The sequence below is a fragment of the Winogradskyella pulchriflava genome (assembly GCF_042434315.1).
GTDB classification, from domain to species: domain Bacteria; phylum Bacteroidota; class Bacteroidia; order Flavobacteriales; family Flavobacteriaceae; genus Winogradskyella; species Winogradskyella pulchriflava.
Genome location: NZ_JBHLTQ010000001.1, coordinates 101,833 through 122,950, shown reverse-complemented (window position 1 = coordinate 122,950; position 21,118 = coordinate 101,833). Strand labels below are relative to the sequence as shown.

The window sequence follows — 21,118 nt, the reverse complement described above, 5'->3', positions numbered from 1 at the left end:
ATTTCGGTTATTTTCACTAGTTCCGAATACACTTCAAACGCACCAAAATCTCCAATAGTTTTGGCTAATCTGGTTTTTACAGTTCCTAATTTTATGTTTTTTACAAACACAATTACAAGTGCATCAGTCATAGATTTTATTTCCTTTTAAAAGCCATTGGCTCCATTCTTTTGAGAAGGCATGAACATCATTAGTTTCGCCTTTATCATTGTAAATTTTGAAGTCGTTATTCTTCCATTCAAAAATACCACCAAATAAATTAAAAACCTTGGTGTAGCCAGCTTTTTCAAGTTGTTCGGCAATGTCTTCCGAGCGAATGCCTAAAGAACAATACACGACTATAGTTGTTGATTTGTCTGTAATTTGATTGGTAACGGTTTCAATTTTAAAATCATCATAACCAACATGAATTGCATTCTGAATATGACTCGTTTCAAATTCTGTCAGTTCTCTAGAATCTAACAGAATTGCTTCCGTTTTTGGCATTGCTAATTCGTGCACAGAGATGTAAGGCACACTTTCAGTATTGAATTTTTTCAACAGTTCTGAAATAGAACTTTGAGCGAAACTGATGCTCGATAGAAATATGAATATGTATAGAATTTTGTTTTTCATTATAATAAGATTCCTGCTTTCGCTGGAATGGGTTAAGCGACACTTCCTTGGCAACTACTACCTGCACCTGCTGTACAACCATAACAATGTTGAGAAATGACAATATTTCTACCTTCAAGTAAATCCTCGTTGTACTCAGAAATGTGTTTTACTTTACTGTTTACAGGCAATTCTAACATTTGGTTAAAATCGCAATCAAACAAATAACCATCCCAACTTACTGAAAGCGTATTGGTACACATAACGTTTTCTACTGCTGCTGGATTATAGGCTTCAACAAGTGAATACATATAATCTTCATAATTTTCAGATGCAATTAAATAGTCTAAAAATCGTGAAATCGGTAAATTAGTAATCGCGAATAGGTTATGAAATTGAATATTAAAATCATCAAGCAATGCTTTTTTGAAATCCTTTTCCATAGATGCTTGGTCACTAGGTAAAAAAGCGCCTGAAGGATTATAAACCAAATCCAAACGTAAATCAGAATCTGGCATGCCGTAACCCACAGCATTTAATTCTTGCAAAGCCTTAATGGATTTATCAAAAACACCATCACCACGTTGTTTATCTGTTTTTCCACGTGTCCAGTGTGGCATTGAGCTTACGACATGCACATTATGTTTTTTAAAGAATTCTGGTAGGTCGTGATATTTTTTGTTGGCACGAATAATGGTTAAATTAGAACGTACAATAAAATCTTTGATACCTGCCTTGGCAGCTTCTTCCACAAACCATCTAAAATCTGGATTCATTTCTGGTGCACCACCTGTTAAGTCGAGTGTATGTGCTCCAGTGTTTTTTATCACTTCAAGACATTGACGCATCGTATCGCGAGTCATAATCTCTTTTCTGTCTGGACCAGCATCGACATGGCAGTGGTCACAAACTTGGTTACACATATAACCAACATTAATTTGAAGTATTTCTAACTTTTTAGCCTTAAGCGGAAACTGATTCGTTTCGGAAATCTTGTTTTTAAACGTGGGCAATTCACCATTTTGAAAAATTCCATTAGATAAAATCTCAAGTTGTCTATTACTTTGTGCTAAATCGCTTCCTTGTTTTTTTAATGATTTTGTTACCATATTTTGATTTATGAATTACGAATTACGATTGACGAATTGAAAAAATCTAAATTCGTAAATCAACAATCGTAAATCGAATTACCCATCTAACTTGTTCACCTTATTCATCATTTGCACACCATGTACCAGTGTAGCTCCACTTTTAATTGCTGCGCCAACATGTATGGCTTCCATCATTTCTTCTTTAGTGACACCACGTTGTAGCGTATCTTTAGTGTAGGCATCTATGCAATAAGGACATTGTTCAGTATGCGCTACGGCTAATGCAATTAATGATTTCTCACGAGCAGTTAATGCTCCTTCTTCGAATACTTTTCCGTAATAATCAAAGAATTTATTACCGAGTTCTTCACCCCATTCAGTAATGTTTCCAAATTTTCTTAAATCAGCCGGATCGTAATATGTTTTAGACATAATTGAGTTGTTTCAGTTTGTTATATTACCTACGTAAAAAATAGGCGTTGAGTTTTAAGTCGAAAAATAAACTCAAACTTAACAGAAATATTAGGAGAAAGCTAATTTTTTTAAGATGACTATGGAAATGGATATTACACTAAAAAAACCTTACTTTTAATTCCTCTTTTCAATTTAAAATGAAGAACTGGATAGAAATTTTATCTGAATTTAAAGAAAAACAGCAACCTGTTGCGCTTGTCACTGTTACAAAGTGTTATGGGTCAACTCCATGTGTTTTGGGTTCGCGAATGATAATTACAGAAGAGAAAGAACTTTTTGGAACTATTGGAGGAGGGAAGTTAGAATTTTTAGCCATTGACCAAGCTATTAAGGCACTTCATGACAATAAAATTATTGAATCTGGTTACACATTAGGACCAGAGTTTGAACAATGTTGTGGAGGAAAAGTTGAATTTATAATAGAACCCATGAACCAATCACCAGAATTATTCTTATTTGGAGCAGGACATATAGGCCAAGAAATTGCCAGTTTGTTAGTAGGTACACCATTTAAAGTCAACCTTATAGATTCTAGAACCGATTGGTTTTCAGAAAAAGAATTAGATCCTAGTATTAATCCATGTCAGGTAAGTGAGATAGATTTTAAAACCTTTAGAGATGCTGTAAAATGGGGAAGAAACTGTTATGTTATTGCGTTGACTCATAATCATGCCATTGATTTCGATATTATTTCTATGGCTTTGCAAAACGAAACCAAATTTTTAGGTTTAATAGGCAGTAAAACCAAGAAAGCACGATTCCATAATATGCTGATTAAAGAAATGGGAATAGAAGATGGAATGAAAAATGTGGTTTGCCCAATAGGGTTGCCAATAGGTGGAGATACACCTAAAGAAATTGCGATTAGTGTTGTTGCTCAGCTGTTGCAGGTGCATTATCAAGGTTTGAAGAACTAGTTGTCACACTGAGCGCAGTCGAAGTGCATATGAAAAATAAAGTAGAATAAACCTTAAAGAGATTCCTGCCTTCGCAGGAAGTGGTATGAAAAACAACAAATCCATCATAGACAAATTAACCGCGCTTTGGGCACTGAACGAATCTGGTTTAGGTGGATTTCTACACGTCTTTAATACACCATTTACAGGATTAATTGTTGGTGGTATTGCGATATTATTAATTAGTTTAATCGCTTATTATGCCGAAAATAAATGGCAAGCCATATTAAAAGCACTCGTTATTGTATTGATTATAAAAATGGCAGTAAGTCCATATTCCCCTTTTGGAGCTTATGTTGCCGTTAGTTTTCAAGCCCTATTTGGTGCGTTTTTGTTTTCGAATTTTTCTTGGAAAGGTTTGACGTTAATGATTTTTGGTATGGTGACGTTTTTAGAATCTGCACTTCAAAAATTATTGATTCTCACCATTGTCTATGGTACAGAATTATGGGAAGCTGTCAATATTTATGGTGCTTGGGTTCAGAAAAAATTAGATTTTGTTTCAGAAACATCGACCACGTCATTTTTAGTATCCTTATATCTTTTAGTGTATGGTGTTTGTGGCATTTTAGCCGGATTTTTTATCAGAAATGTCATTAAGATTATTGCTGGTAAAAAAGAAGAAGATTTCTATTTAGAGCCTCAAGCTATAGAATCTAAAAATCAGAAGAAAAAAGTGGCATTCAGAACCAAAGTTATTTGGGTTTGGCTAATCACAGTTGCTGTAATTGTATTAGCATTTTCATTGTTTGGTGGTGATTTATTTGGGTGGCAAAAGGCAGTGTATATTTTGTTACGAAGCTTTTTAATTTTAATGCTTTGGTATTTAGTAATTGGTCCATTTTTATTAAAAGTAGTTCGGAAATATTTGAATAAAAAAGAATCACAATACAAAGAAGAGATTACCAATGCCATGGATTTGTTTCCCTATTTCCGACAGATTTTAGCCTATACTTGGAAAGCAACAGCCGATTTAAAAGGGTATAATAGATTCAAATATTTTATAGCAAATAGCATTTCTAATTGTATTCATTTTAAACTGCCTTCGGAATGATTTATATTCTCACAGGCGATATTAGAAATGGAAAAACAACCGCTTTGTTAGAGTGGGTAAGTGGTAGAACAGATGTTGATGGATTATTGTGTCCTGATGGCGACAATGGAAAACGCTATTTTTTGAAAATTGAATCAAAGAAAGAATTTGAACTTGAAGTTGAATCTGAATCTGAAAAAACGATCTCCATTGGCCCTTTTAAGTTTTTGAAGTCTGCTTTTGAGGAAGCAAATAAATACTTATTAGATTCCAATGAGAGAAGAGATTTTAAATATTTAATTATTGATGAGCTTGGGAAACTAGAATTGAAAAATGAGGGTTTCCATGAAGCAACTAAAAAGTTGATTCCTAATTTTATGTTTGATGCGAATAAACACTTAATTCTTGTGGTTAGGAAGTCATTACTTGAAGCGGTTATAAATCATTATAAAATAAAGGTGTATAAATTACTTACAAAGGAGAATTTAAAAAACCTATAAAGAATTCTTGTTATATATCACAAAATCATATTTGAAATTGTATTTAATGAGTTGACATTCGTATATAAGATAAAAAGTATAATTAAAACCTAAAGACTAGTTCAATTGGTCTATTTACATCATAAGGAACTGGACTAGAATTACCATTATAATAAGCAGCTTGATATCCTATTAAAGAAATTCCAATCTGACTCTCTTGAATTGAAGTAAATATTCCTTGGTCAAAATCCCAAACCCTAGGATTACTAGTAGTGCATTTCCAAAAGGCATTAGCATAATAAATTCCTTGAAATAAATTTACTGAAATAGTCATAAATTCTTTATTGTCTTCATCTGGCCAACCGTAACTTTCACCAGCGTCACAAGAAATTTCTGTATTAATATAATAAGTTCTTAATGCACTACAGTTTGGGTTAGTAGTTATGTTTACTTGGTTACTAAATCTCAAAACTTCACCAGTATCTAAAAATCTAATATAACTCTTAAGTGGTTCCTCTAATTCATCACAAGAAAACGCACCAGAAACATAGCCTCTTCCTAAAGTGTCATCATTAGGACATACACGTTGTTTGAAGGTTTTCACAATCCAATTTATAAACTTACCTACATTCCTGACAGTAGTTCTACCACTGTTATTCTCCCAATCATTTCCGTATTGCTCATAAATGTTTCCATCTGCACATATATTAAAAGAATTATTTTCTGGTAAGATTTCCTCTGAACAGTCTTCATTATTCACACTATTCTGTCTGCCTTCGGAATGGGGAAATCCGCTAAGTGTTATCAACTCAACAAAGTTAAGAGTGCCATCGGAATTTTGTTCCTCCACAGTAATTTCTGTTATGTTTTCATTATAATAAACACTATAAATTATTCTATTTTGTTCGCTTCCTTCTTCTGACTCAAATCTGATAGGTATAAAATTGGCATCAACTTCAATTTCAATGCTACTACCATCATCAGGATTAAATTGAACCACTTTACTTAAAACCTTAGGTACGTTTTTATTCGCAATAGCAGAAAACATGGAATCACCATAGCCGAAATAATTAAAAGTATCATCACTGCCCTCAAGAACTTTATCAAAACCCAAATTTGGATTACTAAAGATTTTAAACTCAAGAAGCCCAAATTCGTTTAAGGGTTCAATTGGAATATTATTACCACCTGAATCATCTTTTGAACAGTTGAAAAAAAGAATTAACGAAGAGATAAGGATGGCTTTGTTAAGAAGCGATTTCATAAGAATCAATGGTTTTAATAGTTAGTTTGATAAAGTATATAGACTTATCTTATACCTCTTAACAAATCTATACTTCGTTGCCTAAGTATTCAATGTCGTAAATAATGTATTGAAAGATACATAAAAACTTTCTGTTTAGGTTAGTAAGACGATAGTTTTAAAATTAAAAACATCTATTATTAGTACAAACATTATATACGCTAGGATCACCTTTTTTACACTACTAATTCCTCTATAGGTGTTGAACGAAAAATACCTAACAGTTTATTAGATGGTATTTTACCGACGTTTCTATCAATTTTTCTGACAATTGTTTTTGTGAAAAATTCTACCATCTTGCGGAATCTACTTCAACGATTCTTAAGATTTCTGCCTTTGTAGGAATGCGTTATCCAAAAAAAGTCTCACTCAAAGCATAATAAATAGCCATTAAAGCAGAAAAAATAGCCGATCCTAGAAAACGCCATTTTAATTTAAAGCGGTTTTGAATGATGTAATTCGCAATAAACGAAATCAAAATATTGGCTAAAAACGACCAGAAAGCAATCTCTAATAAGTTCCACCCAATAGCTTCAAACTGACCTGAAAATAGTTTAATAAATAATAAGTGTCTTGCAATCCACAACGGATTAAAATAGGCTATAGCTAAACCTGTTTTTACTAGTGTGGCTTTAATACCATTTAGAAATTGGGTCTTTTTTACAATCCAGTCGAAGTAATTCGGGATTTCAAAAGCGTAAAACGTTGCGCCAACTAATATCATTCCCAATAAACGAGTTAATGAAAATTCATCTAACAAAAGTGCAGCAATAGTATCACCAGCACTGTAAATTAGTGCGCCTTTGAGAATGTTTTGTTTTTTGTAGTGCAATGGTTTAATTAAATTCGTCAATTCGAGTGAATTTTACGATTTAAAATGAGTAAAATTTATATCGAGAATAAGAATTTAGTTTCAATAGGTTCTCGATACAATTTTCGTTCCTCAAATCACTCGAACTGACAGTTACTTTTATTTTTTATTTCCATACAAACCCATCAAAACCTTCTCAGGTGTCATTGGTGCATGAAATTTTAAATCATAATTCGGATTAAACGCCTTTATCGCATTCTGAATTGCAAAATAAGCTCCAATACCATACATTAAAGGTGGTTCACCTACAGCTTTAGATTTTAAAATTGCTAATTCGTGACCTTGAGTTTCTACAGGAATTACTTCCACGTCTTTTGGTACCGAAAATATATCAGGAATCTTATAGGTTGATAAGGCATTCGACAATAAGCGACCATCTTCATTATAAGCAATCTCTTCCATCGTCATCCAACCAATGCCTTGTGCCAGAGCACCTTCAACTTGACCTAAATCAATGCCTTCACTCATACTTTTTCCGTAATCGTGAACAATCTTTACACTATCAAATTCATACGTGCCACGCGTGCAATCTACAGTAACCGTTGTGATTGCTGTTCCGTAAACATGATAAGCAAAAGGGTGACCTTTTTCTTTGGTTTTATCAAAGTGAATTTCTGGTGTTGCGTAGTGTGCATTTTCAGTCAAAGCCACACGTTTTAGCATTGCTTTACTGATAAGTTCTGTCCAAGTTAAATCTGTTTTTTTGTCATTAACATAAATAACTTCATTTTTAAAAGTGATATCTTTTTCAGAGACATTTAAGTCTTCTGAAGCTACTAATTTTAAACGTTCTACCAAAGCATTACAAGCCATCAATGTTGCTTTTCCGTTTAAATCTGCTGTTGAACTCGCAGCAGAAGGTGAGGTGTTGGCAACACGAGTGGTATTGGTGGTTTCAATCTTAATTTTTTCTATAGGAATCGAAAATACATTAGCAGCAATTTGCATCATTTTAGTATTTACTCCTTGTCCCATTTCTACCGCAGCTGTGCTAATGCCAACACTGCCATCTAAATAAATATGAACCAACGCACGAGCATGATTCATTGGTGTGTTGGTAAACGAAATACCAAAACAAATAGGCATTAATGCGATTCCTTTTTTAAAGCTCGAATTATTAGAATTGAAATCTTTAACCTCTTGTTCTAAAGCATCTAAATCGTAAATGGATTTAGCAGAATTCCAGCTATTTTTGGCTTCTACTTTCTTAGCAATTTGTCCATACGAAAACGTATCGTTTTCATCCAATAAGTTAGCTTCTTGAATAGCTCTTGGATGTACACCAATTTCATGAGCAGCTTTTGCTATGGCTGATTCTATAACAAACATACCTTGAGGTCCACCAAAACCTCTAAATGCCGTGTTTGGCGGCAAATTGGTTCTGCAACTAGCAACGGTTACTTCAACATTTGGCACATAATAACTATTAGTGGCATGGAACAATGTACGCTCTGCAACAGCAGGTGACAAGTCGGCTGCAGCACCAGCATTTTGAAGAAATTCGGCCTCGTAAGCCAATATTTTAAGATCTTTTGAAAGCCCTATTTTATAAGTGCTTTCGTAAGGATGACGTTTGCCTGTCATGCGTAAATCGTCATGTCGATTCAATATTAATTTAACCGACTGATTCAAGTGATAAGTCGCCAAAGCTGCCATCACAGCCCAAGGTGTCGCTTGGTCTTCTTTGCCACCAAATCCACCACCTAGACGTGTGACATCAACTTCAATTTTATGCATGGCAACACCCAAAACACGTGCTACTGTTTTCTGAACAGCAGTTGGTCCTTGAGTAGATGAGGTAATTTTTATATTACCATTTTCCATCGGTTCTGCGTAAGCTCCTTGTGCTTCGATGTATAAATGTTCCTGACCGTTTGAGAAGGTTTCTCCTTCAAAAATATAGTCGCAGTTTGTGAATGCTTTTTCGGAATCACCTAAGCTAAAAGAACGTGGTGCATTAATAAAACTGCCTTTTGCCTTAGCTTCTTTTGCTGTTGTAATGACTGGTAGATCTTCAATTTCAATGTCGATTAAACCTCTTGCTTTTCTGGCAATAAATTCGGTTTTAGCAACAATTAAGGCAATTGGCATGCCCCAAAAATGAACATCTTTTTCGGCAAATAAAGGTTCGTCTGCAATGATGCCACCAATTTCATTTTGACCAGGAATATCTTTGTAAGAAAAAATACGTATGACACCTTCTAAAGCTTCTGCCTTAGAATAATCAATGTGTTTTATTTTTCCGTGTGCTTTTGGTGAATCAAAAACCACAGCGTGAAATGTACCTTGTCTCATATTAACATCGTCAACATACAAGGACTCACCTCGAACATGTGTGTAAGAATCAAGGTTTTTAATGCTTCGTTTTAATGATTTTGAAACCGCATCTAACTTTGTGTTGAGCTCGTTATTGGTCTTGTTTTTATGCATGTTGAACAAAATCGTTTAAAGTGAATTGCTTTGGAAATAACGCTGTAAAATGCGCAAAGAATAATTGTCTTCCTAACAGACGCTTATAGTCGCTCGTACCACGAACATCACTAATTGGACTGATTTCTTTTTGAAGTATCTCGTTAGCTTCTAGTATCGTTTCTGAACTCAAAGTCTTTCCTGCTAAAAATGCTGACGTATCGTGTAAATATTTCGGAATTGCGGCAACTCCTCCAATCGACACATTGGCATCTGTAATAGTTCCGTTATTAACAGTGATACTTAGGGCAGAATTCACGCTGGCAATATCTAAATGTGTGCGTTTGCAAACTTTTTCGAAATTGAAAAATGAGTGCTCTGTTGGTAACTTAAAACTGATGGCTTTTATAAGTTCTCCGTCTTTTAAATCGTATGTCTTATAATCCTGAAAGAAGTTTTTGAGCGCAATTGTTCGCTCTTTATGTTCTTCATTGATAATGGTGATATCGCTATTTAATGCCAAAAAGAAAATAGTCATATCTCCAATAGGCGATGCATTCACAAGATTGCCGCCAAGTGAAGCCATATTCCGAATTTGTTCTGAAGAGACTAATTTTAAATGCTTTTTTAAGTTTGGAAAATAAGAATTGAGTTCGGTGTGATTCCATAAATCGGAAACTGTAGAGTTGGTTCCGATGGTGCAAATTCCATTTTCAATTTTGATGCCTTTTAAATAATCCTTTTCGGCAATAAGATGCACGTCGTTATCTGCTAGATGATCTGCTTGTTGCACGTATAAATCCGTTCCGCCAGCAACATACTTTCCTTTAAGTTGGTTTAAATCGGCAATTTCAATGTCCTTCAAACGTTTTGGAATACTTTCAAAATACGCTGGAATAAAATCATTTTCAACGAGCCAACTAATAGAATTTTGTTTTTGATGTTCTAGTTTTTCAACGACTTGATGAGCCGCTTTTTCAATCGCTTTATAACCTGTGCATCGGCAAATATTTCCACTAATAGCATCTAAGGCATTGTTGTAATTGTGTTCTGAATGTGATAACGCAAAACCAGTTAATGCTACCACAAATCCTGGAGTACAAAAGCCACATTGTGTGGCGTAATTGGCTTTCATCGCTTCTTGTGCTGTGGTTAATTTGTCTTTTAGATTTGTGCCTTCAACCGTGACTATGTGTTTGCCATGTGCATTACCTAATGGTGAAATGCACGATGTAATGCTTTGGTAATTGATAACATCATTTTCTAAAGTACCGACCAAAACGGTACAAGCACCACAATCTCCTTCGCGACAACCAATTTTGGTTCCTGTGAGACGTTGCTCGTAGCGAACAAAATCCAATAAGGTCATTCCAGAATGTTCAGACGTTTTGATGGTTTTGTTATTTAGTATGAAGGTGATCATTTGTTTTGCTCTATATGTAGTTTTATGAAATAATTATTGTTCATAGTTATTTTAAATCACCAATTCTCCTTAATACTTCTTACTCTATCAATAAATGTAGAGGCTTCAATTTCATCAGTTCCAAATCTTTCTTTAAAACGTTCGGCTATTTTTTTTACCCACTTAGATTCAGGGTAAGAATCTAATCCTTCTGCTTCAACTACTTCTATGGCAAAATCATTAGCTTTATAATATTCCATTTTTGAAATACGATTGAAATCCTTAGGAGGAATACAAAATCCCCATTTGACACAAAGGTCACCAAGAAGGTATATTAGTTCTCGTTCCATGGGTGGAACATTCTTTCCAACTTTAAATCCCATTCTAGTTGTTATTTAGTTTTCTAACGTTTTAATTAATACTCAGTCTTGTCCTCTTTCTTAGCCCATTCTTGAAATGGTTCTAATGCAATTTCTCGAGCTAATTGTTCAAACGGAATACTTCGTTTTTCGTAAGGTAATGGAATTTCCTTGTAAATAAACTCGTCATCAAAACCAATATTAGCAGCATCTACTTGGTTACTTCCGTAATACACTTTATCTGGTCGTGCCCAATAAATAGCTCCTAAACACATTGGGCAAGGTTCGCAAGAGGTGTAAATTTCGCAACCATCTAATTGAAACGAATCTAAGTTTTTACAAGCATCTCTAATGGCTGTAACTTCAGCATGTGCTGTTGGGTCGTTGGTTGAGGTAACTTTGTTGTTACCACGACCTACAATTTTTCCATCTTTTACAACGACGCAACCAAATGGTCCACCTTCATTGTTGTTCATGCCTTTTAAAGCTGCGTTAACAGCTTCTTTCATAAATTGTTGTTTATCTGTCATATTCTTTTTTTCTTTTTAAACCCATCCCTATCCATTCCCAGGAAGGGAACACAACATACGTTATTTGAAGTTTCGTTTTAGAAATTCATCTGCATTTATAAATAGTAATCGATCTATAATTTCTTGAGCTGAAATCTGATTTTGCGATTTCAAATTACCACCATTTTTATCGAGGTAGTCTTGAGCTTTTTCAATTAAATACGGTTTAATATCTTTAATATTTTCTGCTGTCCAAAGCCCTTTTATCGGATTGACAATACCATCAAAATCTGAGCCTATGGCGACAGTTTCCCAACAAAATAAATCATTTTTGTTCAAAATTTCGGCAATATGCTGAACTTGATTCCAAATTAAATCCGATTTATTTTTATAGCGATGTTTCTTGCTTGGCCAATAAATTCGAGAATTCCGAATGGCACTTTTGCTAGCAATACGTCGTTCATCTAACTGTAATCCAAAAATACCTTTAGATTTTGCAATTCGCAAGATTTCCGAATCATAAAAGTTAATATCTACATCACTAAATGCTTTACTGAGCTTAGTATCTGATGCTTCCCATTCTACAATAGAACGTTTCCCATTAACCGCTCCATGACTCACAATAATCGGAATATTTTCTTTGGCATATTTGGTTTCTAATAACTGATAATAGGTTTTTCGAGACGCAGTACTCATATGTTTTACATCAATAAGTATGCGTTTGTTTTCGGAATTATCTAATAGTTTGTCAATGACTTTAAAACCCAATTCTGTGATGTCTGAGTTAAGTCCTCTGTTTTGTTGTTTCTTTATTAAACCAATGCCAATGCTTCTGGCATGACCACAAATTTCATTGTAAAAATGGTGTGCTAAGGTGATGAAAAATGGTCTGTGTTCCCAGTTTTTTACTAGGTCAATATGGTTTAAAACGGTCGTTTCATCTGCTGTGTTTTTATCTCTGTCTAGTCCTGTTTCAAAAGCATGAGCACCTTCAATGGTATTAACTAAACTGATGATTTTACTGTCAGTAGTTGATGTGTTAATGTTGTTTTCAATATCAGAATAACTATTAACCAATCGATAGGTATAGGTAACTCCATCAATTATTTGTGCCATATTATGCAATTGCATATAGTAGGCATATTCATCTTTTAAATCTTGAAAATAACTCGAATGATTTCTTAAGTTGTCAATACGTTTTTGACTCACTCCAGCAGCTAAATTCACTAATAAATCTGGAATAAATTTGAAGCCTAACATTTTGTCTTTCAGAAAATGTTTTTCAAAAGGGTAGAGGGAAATAACAGCAACATTACAACCAGCTTTTGCGATTGCAGTTAAATCTGTTTGCGTAAATTTTGTTAGTGTTAGAACTCGGTTGACTTGTCTTTCTAAAAAATTAGGTGGACTATAATGCCAAATAGAATTTTTACGACCACTGTTTAACCTGTTTTGTTTTGGTGGTTCGTATTTAAAACTCTTGCCATAAGGTTTTAATGAAGGATGGCAATGTAAATCGATATAAGATCTGCTCATAGTCTAGCTAATTATGACCACGAAAAGATACTTGTTTTTTGTTAGAATTTTCTATCTGGATGATATGGATTTAGATCAAGCGACGTTTTTTTGTCTGAAATAATCTCAGAAACTAAAAGCCCAGTTGCAGTTCCCATACTCCAACCCATCATAGCGTGGCCAGCAGCAATAGTTAGGTTCTTGCATTTTGAAGATTTACCAATATATGGTAATCCATCTGGCGAAACAGGTCTTAAGCCACAAGCAGCATCAGCTTTTTCTTCTTCAGAAATCTTAATATTTGGGAAATATCTGCTTGCAGCATTGGCAATTGCTTCAACACGATTTTTATTGATTTTGTGGTTTATTCCTGCGATTTCCATTGTACCAGCAAAGCGTGTAAAACCATGCATTGGTGTTACTGCTGCTTTAGCTTCAGCCAGAATTGATGGTAAAGTAATACCTGTTGGTTCAGTGGTGTTGATGCGATAACCTTTTCCTGCTTGCAGCAGTAAGTTTAGTCCTAGTTTTTTGCTTAGCAACGCACTCCATGAACCTGCAGCTAAAACAAATTCATCTGCCACTAAGGTTTGTTTGTCGGTTTTTACAGAAGTGATGCTTTGGTCGCTTATTGTAATGTCTATAACTTTTTCATTAGTATAGAAATTTACTCCTGCATTTTTTAGATGCGATTTCATCTCGTTCATAAATTCGTGAGGAGTAGAATGGTGGTCGCATTTATAATAGATAGCTCCAATAGCATTTATTTCTACATTGGGTTCCAGTACTTTTATTTCAGTAGGATTAACCTCTTTTGCTTCTAAACCCAATTCTACAGCCATTTTAGCCATTTCTAATTCTTCATCGAGCATTTTTTGAGTTTGACACAACATTAATAGGCCTTTCTTTTCATATTGAGATGTAAACCGTTCTGAGGTTTTTATCTCTTCGTAGAGTTTTTGACTTAACACCGAAATATCTCGAATTACAGGAGCTGATTTTTTAACATGGTTGGCGTTGCACGATTTATTAAATGCCCAAGTCCATTTTATAAAATCTGAGTCTAATCGTGGTTTTATGTACAGAGGGCTGGAAGAATTAAACATCCATTTTATGCCTTTTTTCATCACACCAGGTGCTGATAATGGGATGATATGACTTGGCGATAAATATCCAGCGTTGACATAAGACGCACCAGCATCTAGATTAGATTGGTCAACAACAGTGACGTGATGTCCTTCTTTTTTTAGGTAATATGCGGAACATAAACCTATGATTCCTCCGCCAATTATGACTATTTCTTTTTGCATATTTACTATGTTATGAGATCCTGAAACTAGTTCAGGATAATTTGATATTATAAATCAAATTACTTGAAAACCATAAGCATAAGGATCGTCTTTTGGGTCAATGGTTATGCTATTATGTCCATATATTTTTGCCCAACCCTTTATACTAGGTATAATTGCTTTTTTACCGTTTAATTCTGTTTCTTTTTCTATGCAACCAATAAAGGTGCTGCCAATATAGCTTTCATGGATAAATTCTTCACCAACCTTAAGCTTTCCTTTGGCATGTAATTGTGCCATTCGAGCAGAAGTTCCAGTGCCGCAAGGACTTCTATCTATGGCTTTATCTCCGTAAAATACGGCATTTCTACCATGTGAATTTTCATTGATAGGGTTTCCAGTCCATAATACATGAGATACATCTCTTATGGTTTCGTTTTCAGGATGGATAAAATGATTTGGATATTTTTGATTAATACGTTCTCTAATGACTTGCGAATATTGAACAATCTGCCCAGCTGAAAAATCCTGAACTCCAGAAAAATTTTCCTGTGGATCGATAATGGCGTAAAAATTTCCGCCGTAGGCAACGTCAAAAGTAAGCTCGCCTAGTTCAGGACAGTTAATGATTAAACCTTCTGCGGCCAAATAGCTTTTTACATTTGTTAGTTTTACCCAATCAACCTTATTATTGGTTTGTTGGTACTCAATCTCTACCAAACCAGCAGGAGCTTCCATTCTAATTTTCCCTGGGATTTTAGGATTTACTAACCCTTCTTCAATAGCTATAGTAATGGTGCCAATAGTTCCGTGTCCACACATTGGCAAACATCCTGAAGTTTCGATAAAAAGAATTGAAAAATCATTTTCAGGTTGGTGAGGTGGATATAAAATACTGCCACTCATCATATCATGACCACGAGGTTCAAACATTAAACCTTTTCGTATCCAATCAAATTCATTTAAGAAATGTTGCCGTTTTTCACTCATGGTTTTTCCAATGAGTTGTGGTCCACCTTCTTTAATCACTCTTACTGGATTACCGCAAGTGTGAGCGTCAATGCAAACAAACGTATGGGCAGCCATCTAAATCGTATCAGTAGTTTGTTTATTGTTTATCAATCTAGAAATCCCAAGTGGGTTTTCGTTCTTCAATTCATCAGGAAGCAAGTCGTTTGGCCAATTTTGATAACTAAAAGGTCGCACCCAACGTTTAATAGAATGAACTCCAACAGCCGTAAAACGACTATCTGTTGAAGCAGGATATGGACCTCCGTGAGTCATTGATGGGCAAACTTCTACACCTGTAGGTACACCATTAAAAATGATACGTCCAACACGGTTTTGTAGTGCAGAAACCACTTCAGGATAATTTGAAGCTTCGCCTTGTTCTGCAATGATAGTTCCTGTGAGTTGTCCTTCTAATTGTGATATGATTTGTTCCAATTGTTTTACGTCTTCACATTGCACAACCATTGAAAATGGCCCAAACACCTCTTGATGAAGTGTTGGATTATCCAAAAAGGTTTTGCCTTCAACTGTTGTGATGGTTTGTCTGGCATAATTGGTTTGCACTTCTGAATCATAATCGGCAACAACAGACAAGTTGGATTGCGATGTTACATTTTGCTTGTTGTTTTCATAAGCTCCAATAATGTTTGGGTGCAACATGCACGAAGGTTCAATCTTTATGATTTCATCTGATAAATTCTGAATAAAACCTGAAAGGGCTTCACTCTTAATTCCTAATAACAATCCTGGATTGGTGCAAAATTGACCTGTGCCTAATGTGATTGAACTAGCATAAGTTTTAGCCAGACTTTCACCTCTACTTTGCAAAGCTTTTGGTAGCATAATAACTGGATTAATACTTCCCATTTCTGCAAAAACAGGAATTGGCTCTTCGCGTTGGGCTGCTAAATCGTATAAAGCTCTTCCTCCTCTAATACTTCCTGTAAAACCAACAGCTTTAACTTTGGGATGCTTTACTAGTTGGGTGCCAACTTCAATTCCGCTAGAGTTTAGATTGGAAAATATACCATTTGGCATATCCGTTTTTTCTATGGCTTTTACAATTGCCGAAGCCACTAATTCGCCTGTGCCAGCGTGCATTGGGTGCGATTTTACAATTACAGGACAACCAGCAGCAAAAGCAGCAGCAGTATCTCCGCCAGCAGTGGAGTAAGCCAATGGAAAATTACTTGCGCCAAAAACGACAACTGGTCCTAGAGGAATCAACATTTTTCTGAGATCCGATTTTGGCATCGGTTGGCGTTTGGGTTGTGCTGTATCAATTGTGGCTTCTACCCAAGCACCATCGGCAACCAGTTCGGCAAACATTCTAAGTTGACCAATGGTTCGTCCGCGTTCGCCTTTTGCTCTTCCTTCTGGTAATCCGGTTTCTGAACAGTAGGTTTGTATTAATGTATCATCAAGTGCCAAAATTTCGTCTGCAATTGCGTTTAAAAACTTAGCTTTTTGTTGTCCAGAAATGGTTCTTAAAGTTTTAAAAGCTTCAGATGCCAATTGCACAGCTTCATTAATTTCATCTGATGTAGCTTCGGTAAAAACGTCCGCATTTTCAATATTCAACTGTGGATTAAAAGTTTTATAGGTTTTAGTTCCTTTAGCTGATAATTGATTTCCTATATAATTTTTCCCTGTAATCATCTTATAAATTTTTATACTCTGGTAAAGTTGGTCTGTTTTTTAAACCATCCTCAATAACTTTTAAAACATGTTTGCGTTCTTCTCCATGTAGTGGTAAGCGTGGTGCACGAACATTTTCTGTTCCTATTCCTGTTGCAACTTCTGCCAACTTTATATTCTGTACTAATTTAGGGTTTATATCTAACTCTAACAATGGCAAAAACCATCTATTGATTTCTATAGCTTCCTTAATTCTGCCTGCCTTTTGTAATTCGTAAATTGCACAGGTTTCTTTTGGAAACGCACATACTAATCCTGCGACCCAACCATCAGCTCCCATAATTAAACTCTCTAAGGCAATAGTATCTACTCCAGTTAATATTTTTAAACGGTCACCAAATCTGTTTTTAATTCTTGTGATGTTTGTAATGTCTCTGGTGGATTCTTTAACAGCTTCTATGTTTGGACAAGCCTCCAAAAGTTCGTCAAACATATCTAGCGTAACTTCGATTTTATAATCTACAGGATTATTGTAAATCATAATTGGTAAAGATGTACTGTTGGCTATAGCCTTAAAATATGCTACAGTTTCGTTGTCACAGGCTTTATACCGCATTGGAGGTAATAGCATAAGGCCTTGAGCACCATCTTCTTCGGCTTTTTTTGCACAGTGTATTGCTTCTTTTGTACTCTGTTCTGCAATGTTAATGAGTACAGGTACTTTTCCTTTGACAAAAGCAACCGTTTCTCTTGTCAAAGTTCGTTTTTCACTATCTGTCAGTGTACTGGCTTCACCTAAAGTACCACCTAACACAATGCCATGAACTCCTGCATCTAATTGTGCTTGGATATTTACTTTAAATGTCTTTAAATCTAGCTCATCGTTTTCTGTGAACTTAGTTGTAACTGCTGGCATTACGCCTTCCCATTTTATGCTCATAACTTATGATATTTTGTTCGTCAAAATTATACATGCCTTTACAGTTTTTGTAATAGTTTGTTATTTTATAGTGATATTATATTATCCATTTTTTATTATTTATTGTTATTTTTGAATAGTATTCAATCAATTTAATTTGAAAGCACTCCCATTTATTATTCCAAAACCAGACCAAGCCAACTTGATTTATCAGGTGGATAAGGTGAAAGTATTTTATGATAAGTTGCATCAGCATGAAGAAATCCAGCTAAGCTATATAGTAGAAGGTCAAGGTGCTTTAGTTGTTGGCGATACTGTAAATAATTACACTAGAGGAGATGTTTTGGTGATAGGAAGTGATATTCCGCATGTATTTAAAAGTGATAAGGATTCAGAAGCATCACACATGTTGAGTTTGTTTTTTACAGAAAAATCCTTTGGTCAATCGTTTTTTGATTTGGAAGAATTGAAAGGTATTCAGGCTTTTTTTGAACGTTCTAAATATGGCTTTAAATTAAATTCGAACCAGAATAAGGCCAAACGTCTCTTTCTTCAACTTGAAAATGCTTCAAAATTTAACCACTTTGTTATCCTGTTGCAGTTATTGGATCTTATGGTGAATTCAGACTATAAAAGTTTGTCTTCCTTTGTTTATGATAAAAAATATAGTGATGTTGACGGTGATCGTATGCGAAATGTATTTGAATTTACTTTGAATAATTATGATAAGGATATTTCTTTAGAAGAAGTGTCAAAGATTGCTAGTATGACAAAAAATGCTTTTTGCAAGTACTTTAAAAAACGTACCAATAAAACGTATGTTCAGTTTTTGAATGAGTTTAGAATAGAAATGGTATGCAAACTATTGAAGGAAAAAAGCGATCATTCTATAGCTGAGGTTGCTTATTTATCGGGTTTTAGGAATATGTCTAATTTCAATCGGATTTTTAAAACTATTAAAGGAGGGACTCCAAGTTTGTTTTTAGAAACCAAAAAACCCGACTCAATTGAATCGGGTTTTTGATGGTGGTGCCTCCAGGAATCGAACCAGGGACACAAGGATTTTCAGTCCTTTGCTCTACCAACTGAGCTAAGGCACCAATTGCTTAATTAAGCGGATGCAAATATATATGCATTTTTATTATTCACAAAAAGAAAGTTGTAAAATTTGATTTTATAAATTTGTACCATATAAAAAGCTTATGAATCTTATCGTTGATGTTGGTAATACCTTTGTGAAATTTGCAGTATATAATGACTATGATTTAGTGCATAAGGTGAGTTTTGAGCTTTTAGAGTTTAAAAAGCAATATAATTTATTGCAGAAAGCGTTTCCTAAGCTCAAGTCTGCAATTGTTTCTTCTGTTGGTCGTTTGTCAAAAAAACATGTTGAAATTATTGAAAAGGACTTAAAAGTTATAGAACTTAGTTACAAAACAAAACTGCCTTTCACCAATCTTTATAAGACTCCAAAAACGCTAGGTGTAGATCGTATGGCCTTGGTTAGTGCTTCTGTACGTCAGTTTCCAGATAAAAATGTTTTAATCATTGATGCTGGTACATGTATAACCTATGATTTTATTACGGATAAGAATGATTACTTAGGAGGTGCTATTTCTCCTGGAGTTCGTTTACGATATAAGACCTTGAATAATTTAACGGCTAATTTACCGTTATTAGAAACAAACCAGCCAAAAACAATAATTGGAAACTCTACGGAATCATCGATTCATTCTGGTGTTGTGTTTGGAGTAATTAAAGAAATTGATGGTGTTGTAGACCATTATCAGTTAAAATACCCAGATTTAACAGTTATTTTAACAGGTGGAGATGCCAAATTTTTGTCAAACCAATTAAAAAATAGCATATTTGCCAATTCAAATTTTCTATTGGAAGGTTTGAATTTTATTCTAGATTTTAATTCAAAATAATGATAAAAAAACTCATTGTAATCTGTATTGCAATTTTTGGCTATAGTGCTTTTGCACAACAGGGTACCGCATCTCCATATTCATTTTATGGTATAGGAAGCCTAAAATTTAAGGGTACAGCAGAAAATCGTAGTATGGGTGGTATAGGTGTTTACTTAGATAGTATCCATGTTAATCTTAGAAATCCAGCAGCTTATGTAGGTAAAAACGTTGAAACTTATCCTTTTGATGGAGAAAGTAGGCCTGTAAAATTTACAGTTGCAGGTACGATGACTGATGCTACTCTAAAAGGTTCTTCTGGAGAGGCAGAAACTAATAGCTCTACATTTGAATATATGGCTCTTTCTATACCAGTAGGTAAGTTTGGATTTGGATTTGGGTTGTTGCCATATACTTCTGTAGGTTATAAATTAGATGACGTTAATGATAATAATGATTTAGAAAGTCGTTTTGCTGGTGAAGGTGGAGTTAATAGAGTTTTTGCAGGTTTTGGCTATCAGATTTCTAATAAATTAAGTGCAGGTGTTGATATCAATTATAATTTTGGTAATATTCAAAACTCAGCAATTGTCATTGAATATATTTCAGAGGATGAACCTGCACAATACCAAACAAGAGAATTTAATAGGTCCGATTTAAGTGGTCTTAGTCTTAATTTTGGTCTTGGTTATAAAACCATGGTTTCTGATAAATTAGAACTGTCTGCTACAGCTACTTTTGCACCTAAATCTAAGTTGACTTCAGAAAATGAAAGAACTTTTTCTACGGTTTCTGTGGATTCAGAGACTTACGATGTTACTAGAGTTTGGCAAAGCCAAGAAGCCGATTTAGAAAGTGATGGTTTAGAAAGGACAGAATTAACATTGCCTGCCCAATTTTCGTTAGGTGCTGGTTTAGGAGATCCAAAATCTTGGTTTGTAGGTGCAGAGTATAGTACGCAAACTACTAGCGATTTTTTTAATCCTGTTTTTAGTAGTAACAATACTTCTTACGAAAATGCCTCTCAACTTTCTGTTGGAGGATTCTATATCCCTGATTATAATGCCTTTTCTGGCTATTTTAAGCGTGTGGTTTACAGAGCAGGTTTTAACTTTGGTAACACAGGTTTAGTTATAAAAGATGAATCGATAAAGGAGTTTGGCATATCTTTTGGTTTAGGTTTACCGATTGGGAACCGAAACCTATTTTCAAATGCCAATTTTGGTGTTGAACTTGGTAAACGAGGAACAACTAAGAAAAATTTAATCCAAGAGAATTTTATAAACTTTAACTTAAGTTTATCTTTGAACTCTAGATGGTTTAGACAAAAGAAGTATAACTAACAATAAAATAACA

The 21,118-nt window shown here is 34.6% G+C and carries 20 protein-coding genes and 1 tRNA gene; 6 read left to right on the top strand and 15 right to left on the bottom strand.

What is annotated here, in order from left to right:
* Positions 1 to 123: 123 nt before the first annotated feature.
* The 3 genes from ACFFGA_RS00535 to ACFFGA_RS00525 all read right to left on the bottom strand — a co-directional run bounded on the left by ACFFGA_RS00535 (position 124) and on the right by ACFFGA_RS00525 (position 2,117).
* Positions 124 to 615 (bottom strand): rhodanese-like domain-containing protein, encoded by a 492-nt coding sequence (locus ACFFGA_RS00535; RefSeq protein ID WP_386058110.1) that lies wholly within the window; start codon positions 613 to 615, stop codon positions 124 to 126.
* 32 nt (positions 616 to 647) lie between these two features.
* Complete coding sequence (gene arsS, locus ACFFGA_RS00530) at positions 648 to 1,703, bottom strand: arsenosugar biosynthesis radical SAM (seleno)protein ArsS (protein ID WP_386058107.1); 1,056 nt, start codon at positions 1,701 to 1,703, stop codon at positions 648 to 650.
* Positions 1,704 to 1,781: 78 nt separating this feature from the next.
* Positions 1,782 to 2,117, bottom strand: coding sequence for an arsenosugar biosynthesis-associated peroxidase-like protein (locus ACFFGA_RS00525; RefSeq protein WP_386058104.1), 336 nt, complete (start codon positions 2,115 to 2,117; stop codon positions 1,782 to 1,784).
* Positions 2,118 to 2,296: 179 nt separating this feature from the next.
* On the opposite strand from ACFFGA_RS00525, the gene xdhC reads away from it, so the two are divergent.
* The 3 genes from xdhC (at position 2,297) to ACFFGA_RS00510 (ending at position 4,648) form a co-directional block, all read left to right on the top strand.
* Positions 2,297 to 3,076 (top strand): xanthine dehydrogenase accessory protein XdhC, encoded by a 780-nt coding sequence (gene xdhC, locus ACFFGA_RS00520; RefSeq protein WP_386058102.1) that lies wholly within the window; start codon positions 2,297 to 2,299, stop codon positions 3,074 to 3,076.
* Between the two features lie 85 nt (positions 3,077 to 3,161).
* Positions 3,162 to 4,169: a hypothetical protein gene (locus ACFFGA_RS00515; protein WP_386058099.1), complete on the top strand. Its 1,008-nt coding sequence runs from the start codon at positions 3,162 to 3,164 to the stop codon at positions 4,167 to 4,169.
* Entirely contained in the window at positions 4,166 to 4,648 is a 483-nt protein-coding gene (locus ACFFGA_RS00510; RefSeq protein ID WP_386058096.1) for a nucleoside-triphosphatase, read from the top strand. Before ACFFGA_RS00515 ends, ACFFGA_RS00510 begins: the two co-directional genes overlap by 4 nt.
* A gap of 82 nt (positions 4,649 to 4,730) precedes the next feature.
* On the opposite strand, the gene ACFFGA_RS00505 is transcribed toward ACFFGA_RS00510, so the two are convergent.
* The 11 genes from ACFFGA_RS00505 to ACFFGA_RS00455 form a co-directional block, all read right to left on the bottom strand.
* Entirely contained in the window at positions 4,731 to 5,891 is a 1,161-nt protein-coding gene (locus ACFFGA_RS00505; protein WP_386058093.1) for a hypothetical protein, read from the bottom strand.
* A gap of 388 nt (positions 5,892 to 6,279) precedes the next feature.
* A complete protein-coding gene (locus ACFFGA_RS00500) occupies positions 6,280 to 6,783 on the bottom strand; it encodes a hypothetical protein (RefSeq protein ID WP_386058090.1) in 504 nt (167 codons plus the stop codon).
* Between the two features lie 117 nt (positions 6,784 to 6,900).
* Positions 6,901 to 9,231 carry a xanthine dehydrogenase molybdopterin binding subunit gene (locus ACFFGA_RS00495; RefSeq protein WP_386058087.1) on the bottom strand — a complete coding sequence of 777 codons (2,331 nt, stop codon included), beginning with the start codon at positions 9,229 to 9,231 and terminating at the stop codon, positions 6,901 to 6,903.
* On the bottom strand, positions 9,224 to 10,633 hold the full coding sequence (locus ACFFGA_RS00490) for an FAD binding domain-containing protein (RefSeq protein ID WP_386058085.1): 1,410 nt from the start codon (positions 10,631 to 10,633) through the stop codon (positions 9,224 to 9,226). Before ACFFGA_RS00490 ends, ACFFGA_RS00495 begins: the two co-directional genes overlap by 8 nt.
* A gap of 56 nt (positions 10,634 to 10,689) precedes the next feature.
* Positions 10,690 to 10,962, bottom strand: a complete 273-nt coding sequence (locus tag ACFFGA_RS00485; RefSeq protein WP_386058082.1) for a hypothetical protein — start codon at positions 10,960 to 10,962, stop codon at positions 10,690 to 10,692.
* A gap of 65 nt (positions 10,963 to 11,027) precedes the next feature.
* Positions 11,028 to 11,501 (bottom strand): nucleoside deaminase, encoded by a 474-nt coding sequence (locus tag ACFFGA_RS00480; protein WP_386058079.1) that lies wholly within the window; start codon positions 11,499 to 11,501, stop codon positions 11,028 to 11,030.
* A 60-nt stretch (positions 11,502 to 11,561) separates the two neighbouring features.
* Positions 11,562 to 13,016 (bottom strand): membrane dipeptidase, encoded by a 1,455-nt coding sequence (locus ACFFGA_RS00475; RefSeq protein WP_386058076.1) that lies wholly within the window; start codon positions 13,014 to 13,016, stop codon positions 11,562 to 11,564.
* A gap of 41 nt (positions 13,017 to 13,057) precedes the next feature.
* On the bottom strand, positions 13,058 to 14,305 hold the full coding sequence (locus ACFFGA_RS00470) for an NAD(P)/FAD-dependent oxidoreductase (protein WP_386058073.1): 1,248 nt from the start codon (positions 14,303 to 14,305) through the stop codon (positions 13,058 to 13,060).
* Between the two features lie 54 nt (positions 14,306 to 14,359).
* Positions 14,360 to 15,370, bottom strand: a complete 1,011-nt coding sequence (locus tag ACFFGA_RS00465; RefSeq protein ID WP_386058070.1) for a 4-hydroxyproline epimerase — start codon at positions 15,368 to 15,370, stop codon at positions 14,360 to 14,362.
* Complete coding sequence (locus ACFFGA_RS00460) at positions 15,371 to 16,954, bottom strand: aldehyde dehydrogenase (NADP(+)) (protein WP_386058068.1); 1,584 nt, start codon at positions 16,952 to 16,954, stop codon at positions 15,371 to 15,373.
* Position 16,955: 1 nt separating this feature from the next.
* The gene (locus ACFFGA_RS00455; RefSeq protein ID WP_386058065.1) at positions 16,956 to 17,873 is read right to left on the bottom strand and encodes a dihydrodipicolinate synthase family protein; all 918 of its coding nucleotides are present in this window, start codon (positions 17,871 to 17,873) and stop codon (positions 16,956 to 16,958) included.
* A 136-nt stretch (positions 17,874 to 18,009) separates the two neighbouring features.
* Between ACFFGA_RS00455 and ACFFGA_RS00450 the strand changes: the two genes are divergently transcribed.
* Complete coding sequence (locus ACFFGA_RS00450) at positions 18,010 to 18,876, top strand: AraC family transcriptional regulator (RefSeq protein ID WP_386058062.1); 867 nt, start codon at positions 18,010 to 18,012, stop codon at positions 18,874 to 18,876.
* On the opposite strand, the gene ACFFGA_RS00445 is transcribed toward ACFFGA_RS00450, so the two are convergent.
* Positions 18,877 to 18,952: transfer RNA gene (locus ACFFGA_RS00445), tRNA-Phe, on the bottom strand.
* A gap of 102 nt (positions 18,953 to 19,054) precedes the next feature.
* Here ACFFGA_RS00445 and ACFFGA_RS00440 point away from each other — a divergent pair.
* Both ACFFGA_RS00440 and bamG read left to right on the top strand, forming a co-directional pair.
* Positions 19,055 to 19,783 carry a type III pantothenate kinase gene (locus ACFFGA_RS00440; protein WP_386058060.1) on the top strand — a complete coding sequence of 243 codons (729 nt, stop codon included), beginning with the start codon at positions 19,055 to 19,057 and terminating at the stop codon, positions 19,781 to 19,783.
* The gene (gene bamG, locus ACFFGA_RS00435) at positions 19,783 to 21,105 is read left to right on the top strand and encodes a BamG family beta-barrel-assembly machinery protein (protein WP_386058057.1); all 1,323 of its coding nucleotides are present in this window, start codon (positions 19,783 to 19,785) and stop codon (positions 21,103 to 21,105) included. Before ACFFGA_RS00440 ends, bamG begins: the two co-directional genes overlap by 1 nt.
* Positions 21,106 to 21,118: the final 13 nt, after the last annotated feature.

Bases quoted from the DNA above. Each gene is read 5' to 3' on its own strand.
- ACFFGA_RS00535 (WP_386058110.1), bottom strand. From the start codon at position 615: ATGAAAAACAAAATTCTATACATATTCATATTTCTATCGAGCATCAGT.
- arsS (WP_386058107.1), bottom strand. From the start codon at position 1,703: ATGGTAACAAAATCATTAAAAAAACAAGGAAGCGATTTAGCACAAAGT.
- ACFFGA_RS00525 (WP_386058104.1), bottom strand. From the start codon at position 2,117: ATGTCTAAAACATATTACGATCCGGCTGATTTAAGAAAATTTGGAAAC.
- xdhC (WP_386058102.1), top strand. From the start codon at position 2,297: ATGAAGAACTGGATAGAAATTTTATCTGAATTTAAAGAAAAACAGCAA.
- ACFFGA_RS00515 (WP_386058099.1), top strand. From the start codon at position 3,162: ATGAAAAACAACAAATCCATCATAGACAAATTAACCGCGCTTTGGGCA.
- ACFFGA_RS00510 (WP_386058096.1), top strand. From the start codon at position 4,166: ATGATTTATATTCTCACAGGCGATATTAGAAATGGAAAAACAACCGCT.
- ACFFGA_RS00505 (WP_386058093.1), bottom strand. From the start codon at position 5,891: ATGAAATCGCTTCTTAACAAAGCCATCCTTATCTCTTCGTTAATTCTT.
- ACFFGA_RS00495 (WP_386058087.1), bottom strand. From the start codon at position 9,231: ATGCATAAAAACAAGACCAATAACGAGCTCAACACAAAGTTAGATGCG.
- ACFFGA_RS00490 (WP_386058085.1), bottom strand. From the start codon at position 10,633: ATGATCACCTTCATACTAAATAACAAAACCATCAAAACGTCTGAACAT.
- ACFFGA_RS00485 (WP_386058082.1), bottom strand. From the start codon at position 10,962: ATGGAACGAGAACTAATATACCTTCTTGGTGACCTTTGTGTCAAATGG.
- ACFFGA_RS00480 (WP_386058079.1), bottom strand. From the start codon at position 11,501: ATGACAGATAAACAACAATTTATGAAAGAAGCTGTTAACGCAGCTTTA.
- ACFFGA_RS00475 (WP_386058076.1), bottom strand. From the start codon at position 13,016: ATGAGCAGATCTTATATCGATTTACATTGCCATCCTTCATTAAAACCT.
- ACFFGA_RS00470 (WP_386058073.1), bottom strand. From the start codon at position 14,305: ATGCAAAAAGAAATAGTCATAATTGGCGGAGGAATCATAGGTTTATGT.
- ACFFGA_RS00465 (WP_386058070.1), bottom strand. From the start codon at position 15,370: ATGGCTGCCCATACGTTTGTTTGCATTGACGCTCACACTTGCGGTAAT.
- ACFFGA_RS00460 (WP_386058068.1), bottom strand. From the start codon at position 16,954: ATGATTACAGGGAAAAATTATATAGGAAATCAATTATCAGCTAAAGGA.
- ACFFGA_RS00455 (WP_386058065.1), bottom strand. From the start codon at position 17,873: ATGAGCATAAAATGGGAAGGCGTAATGCCAGCAGTTACAACTAAGTTC.
- ACFFGA_RS00440 (WP_386058060.1), top strand. From the start codon at position 19,055: ATGAATCTTATCGTTGATGTTGGTAATACCTTTGTGAAATTTGCAGTA.
- bamG (WP_386058057.1), top strand. From the start codon at position 19,783: ATGATAAAAAAACTCATTGTAATCTGTATTGCAATTTTTGGCTATAGT.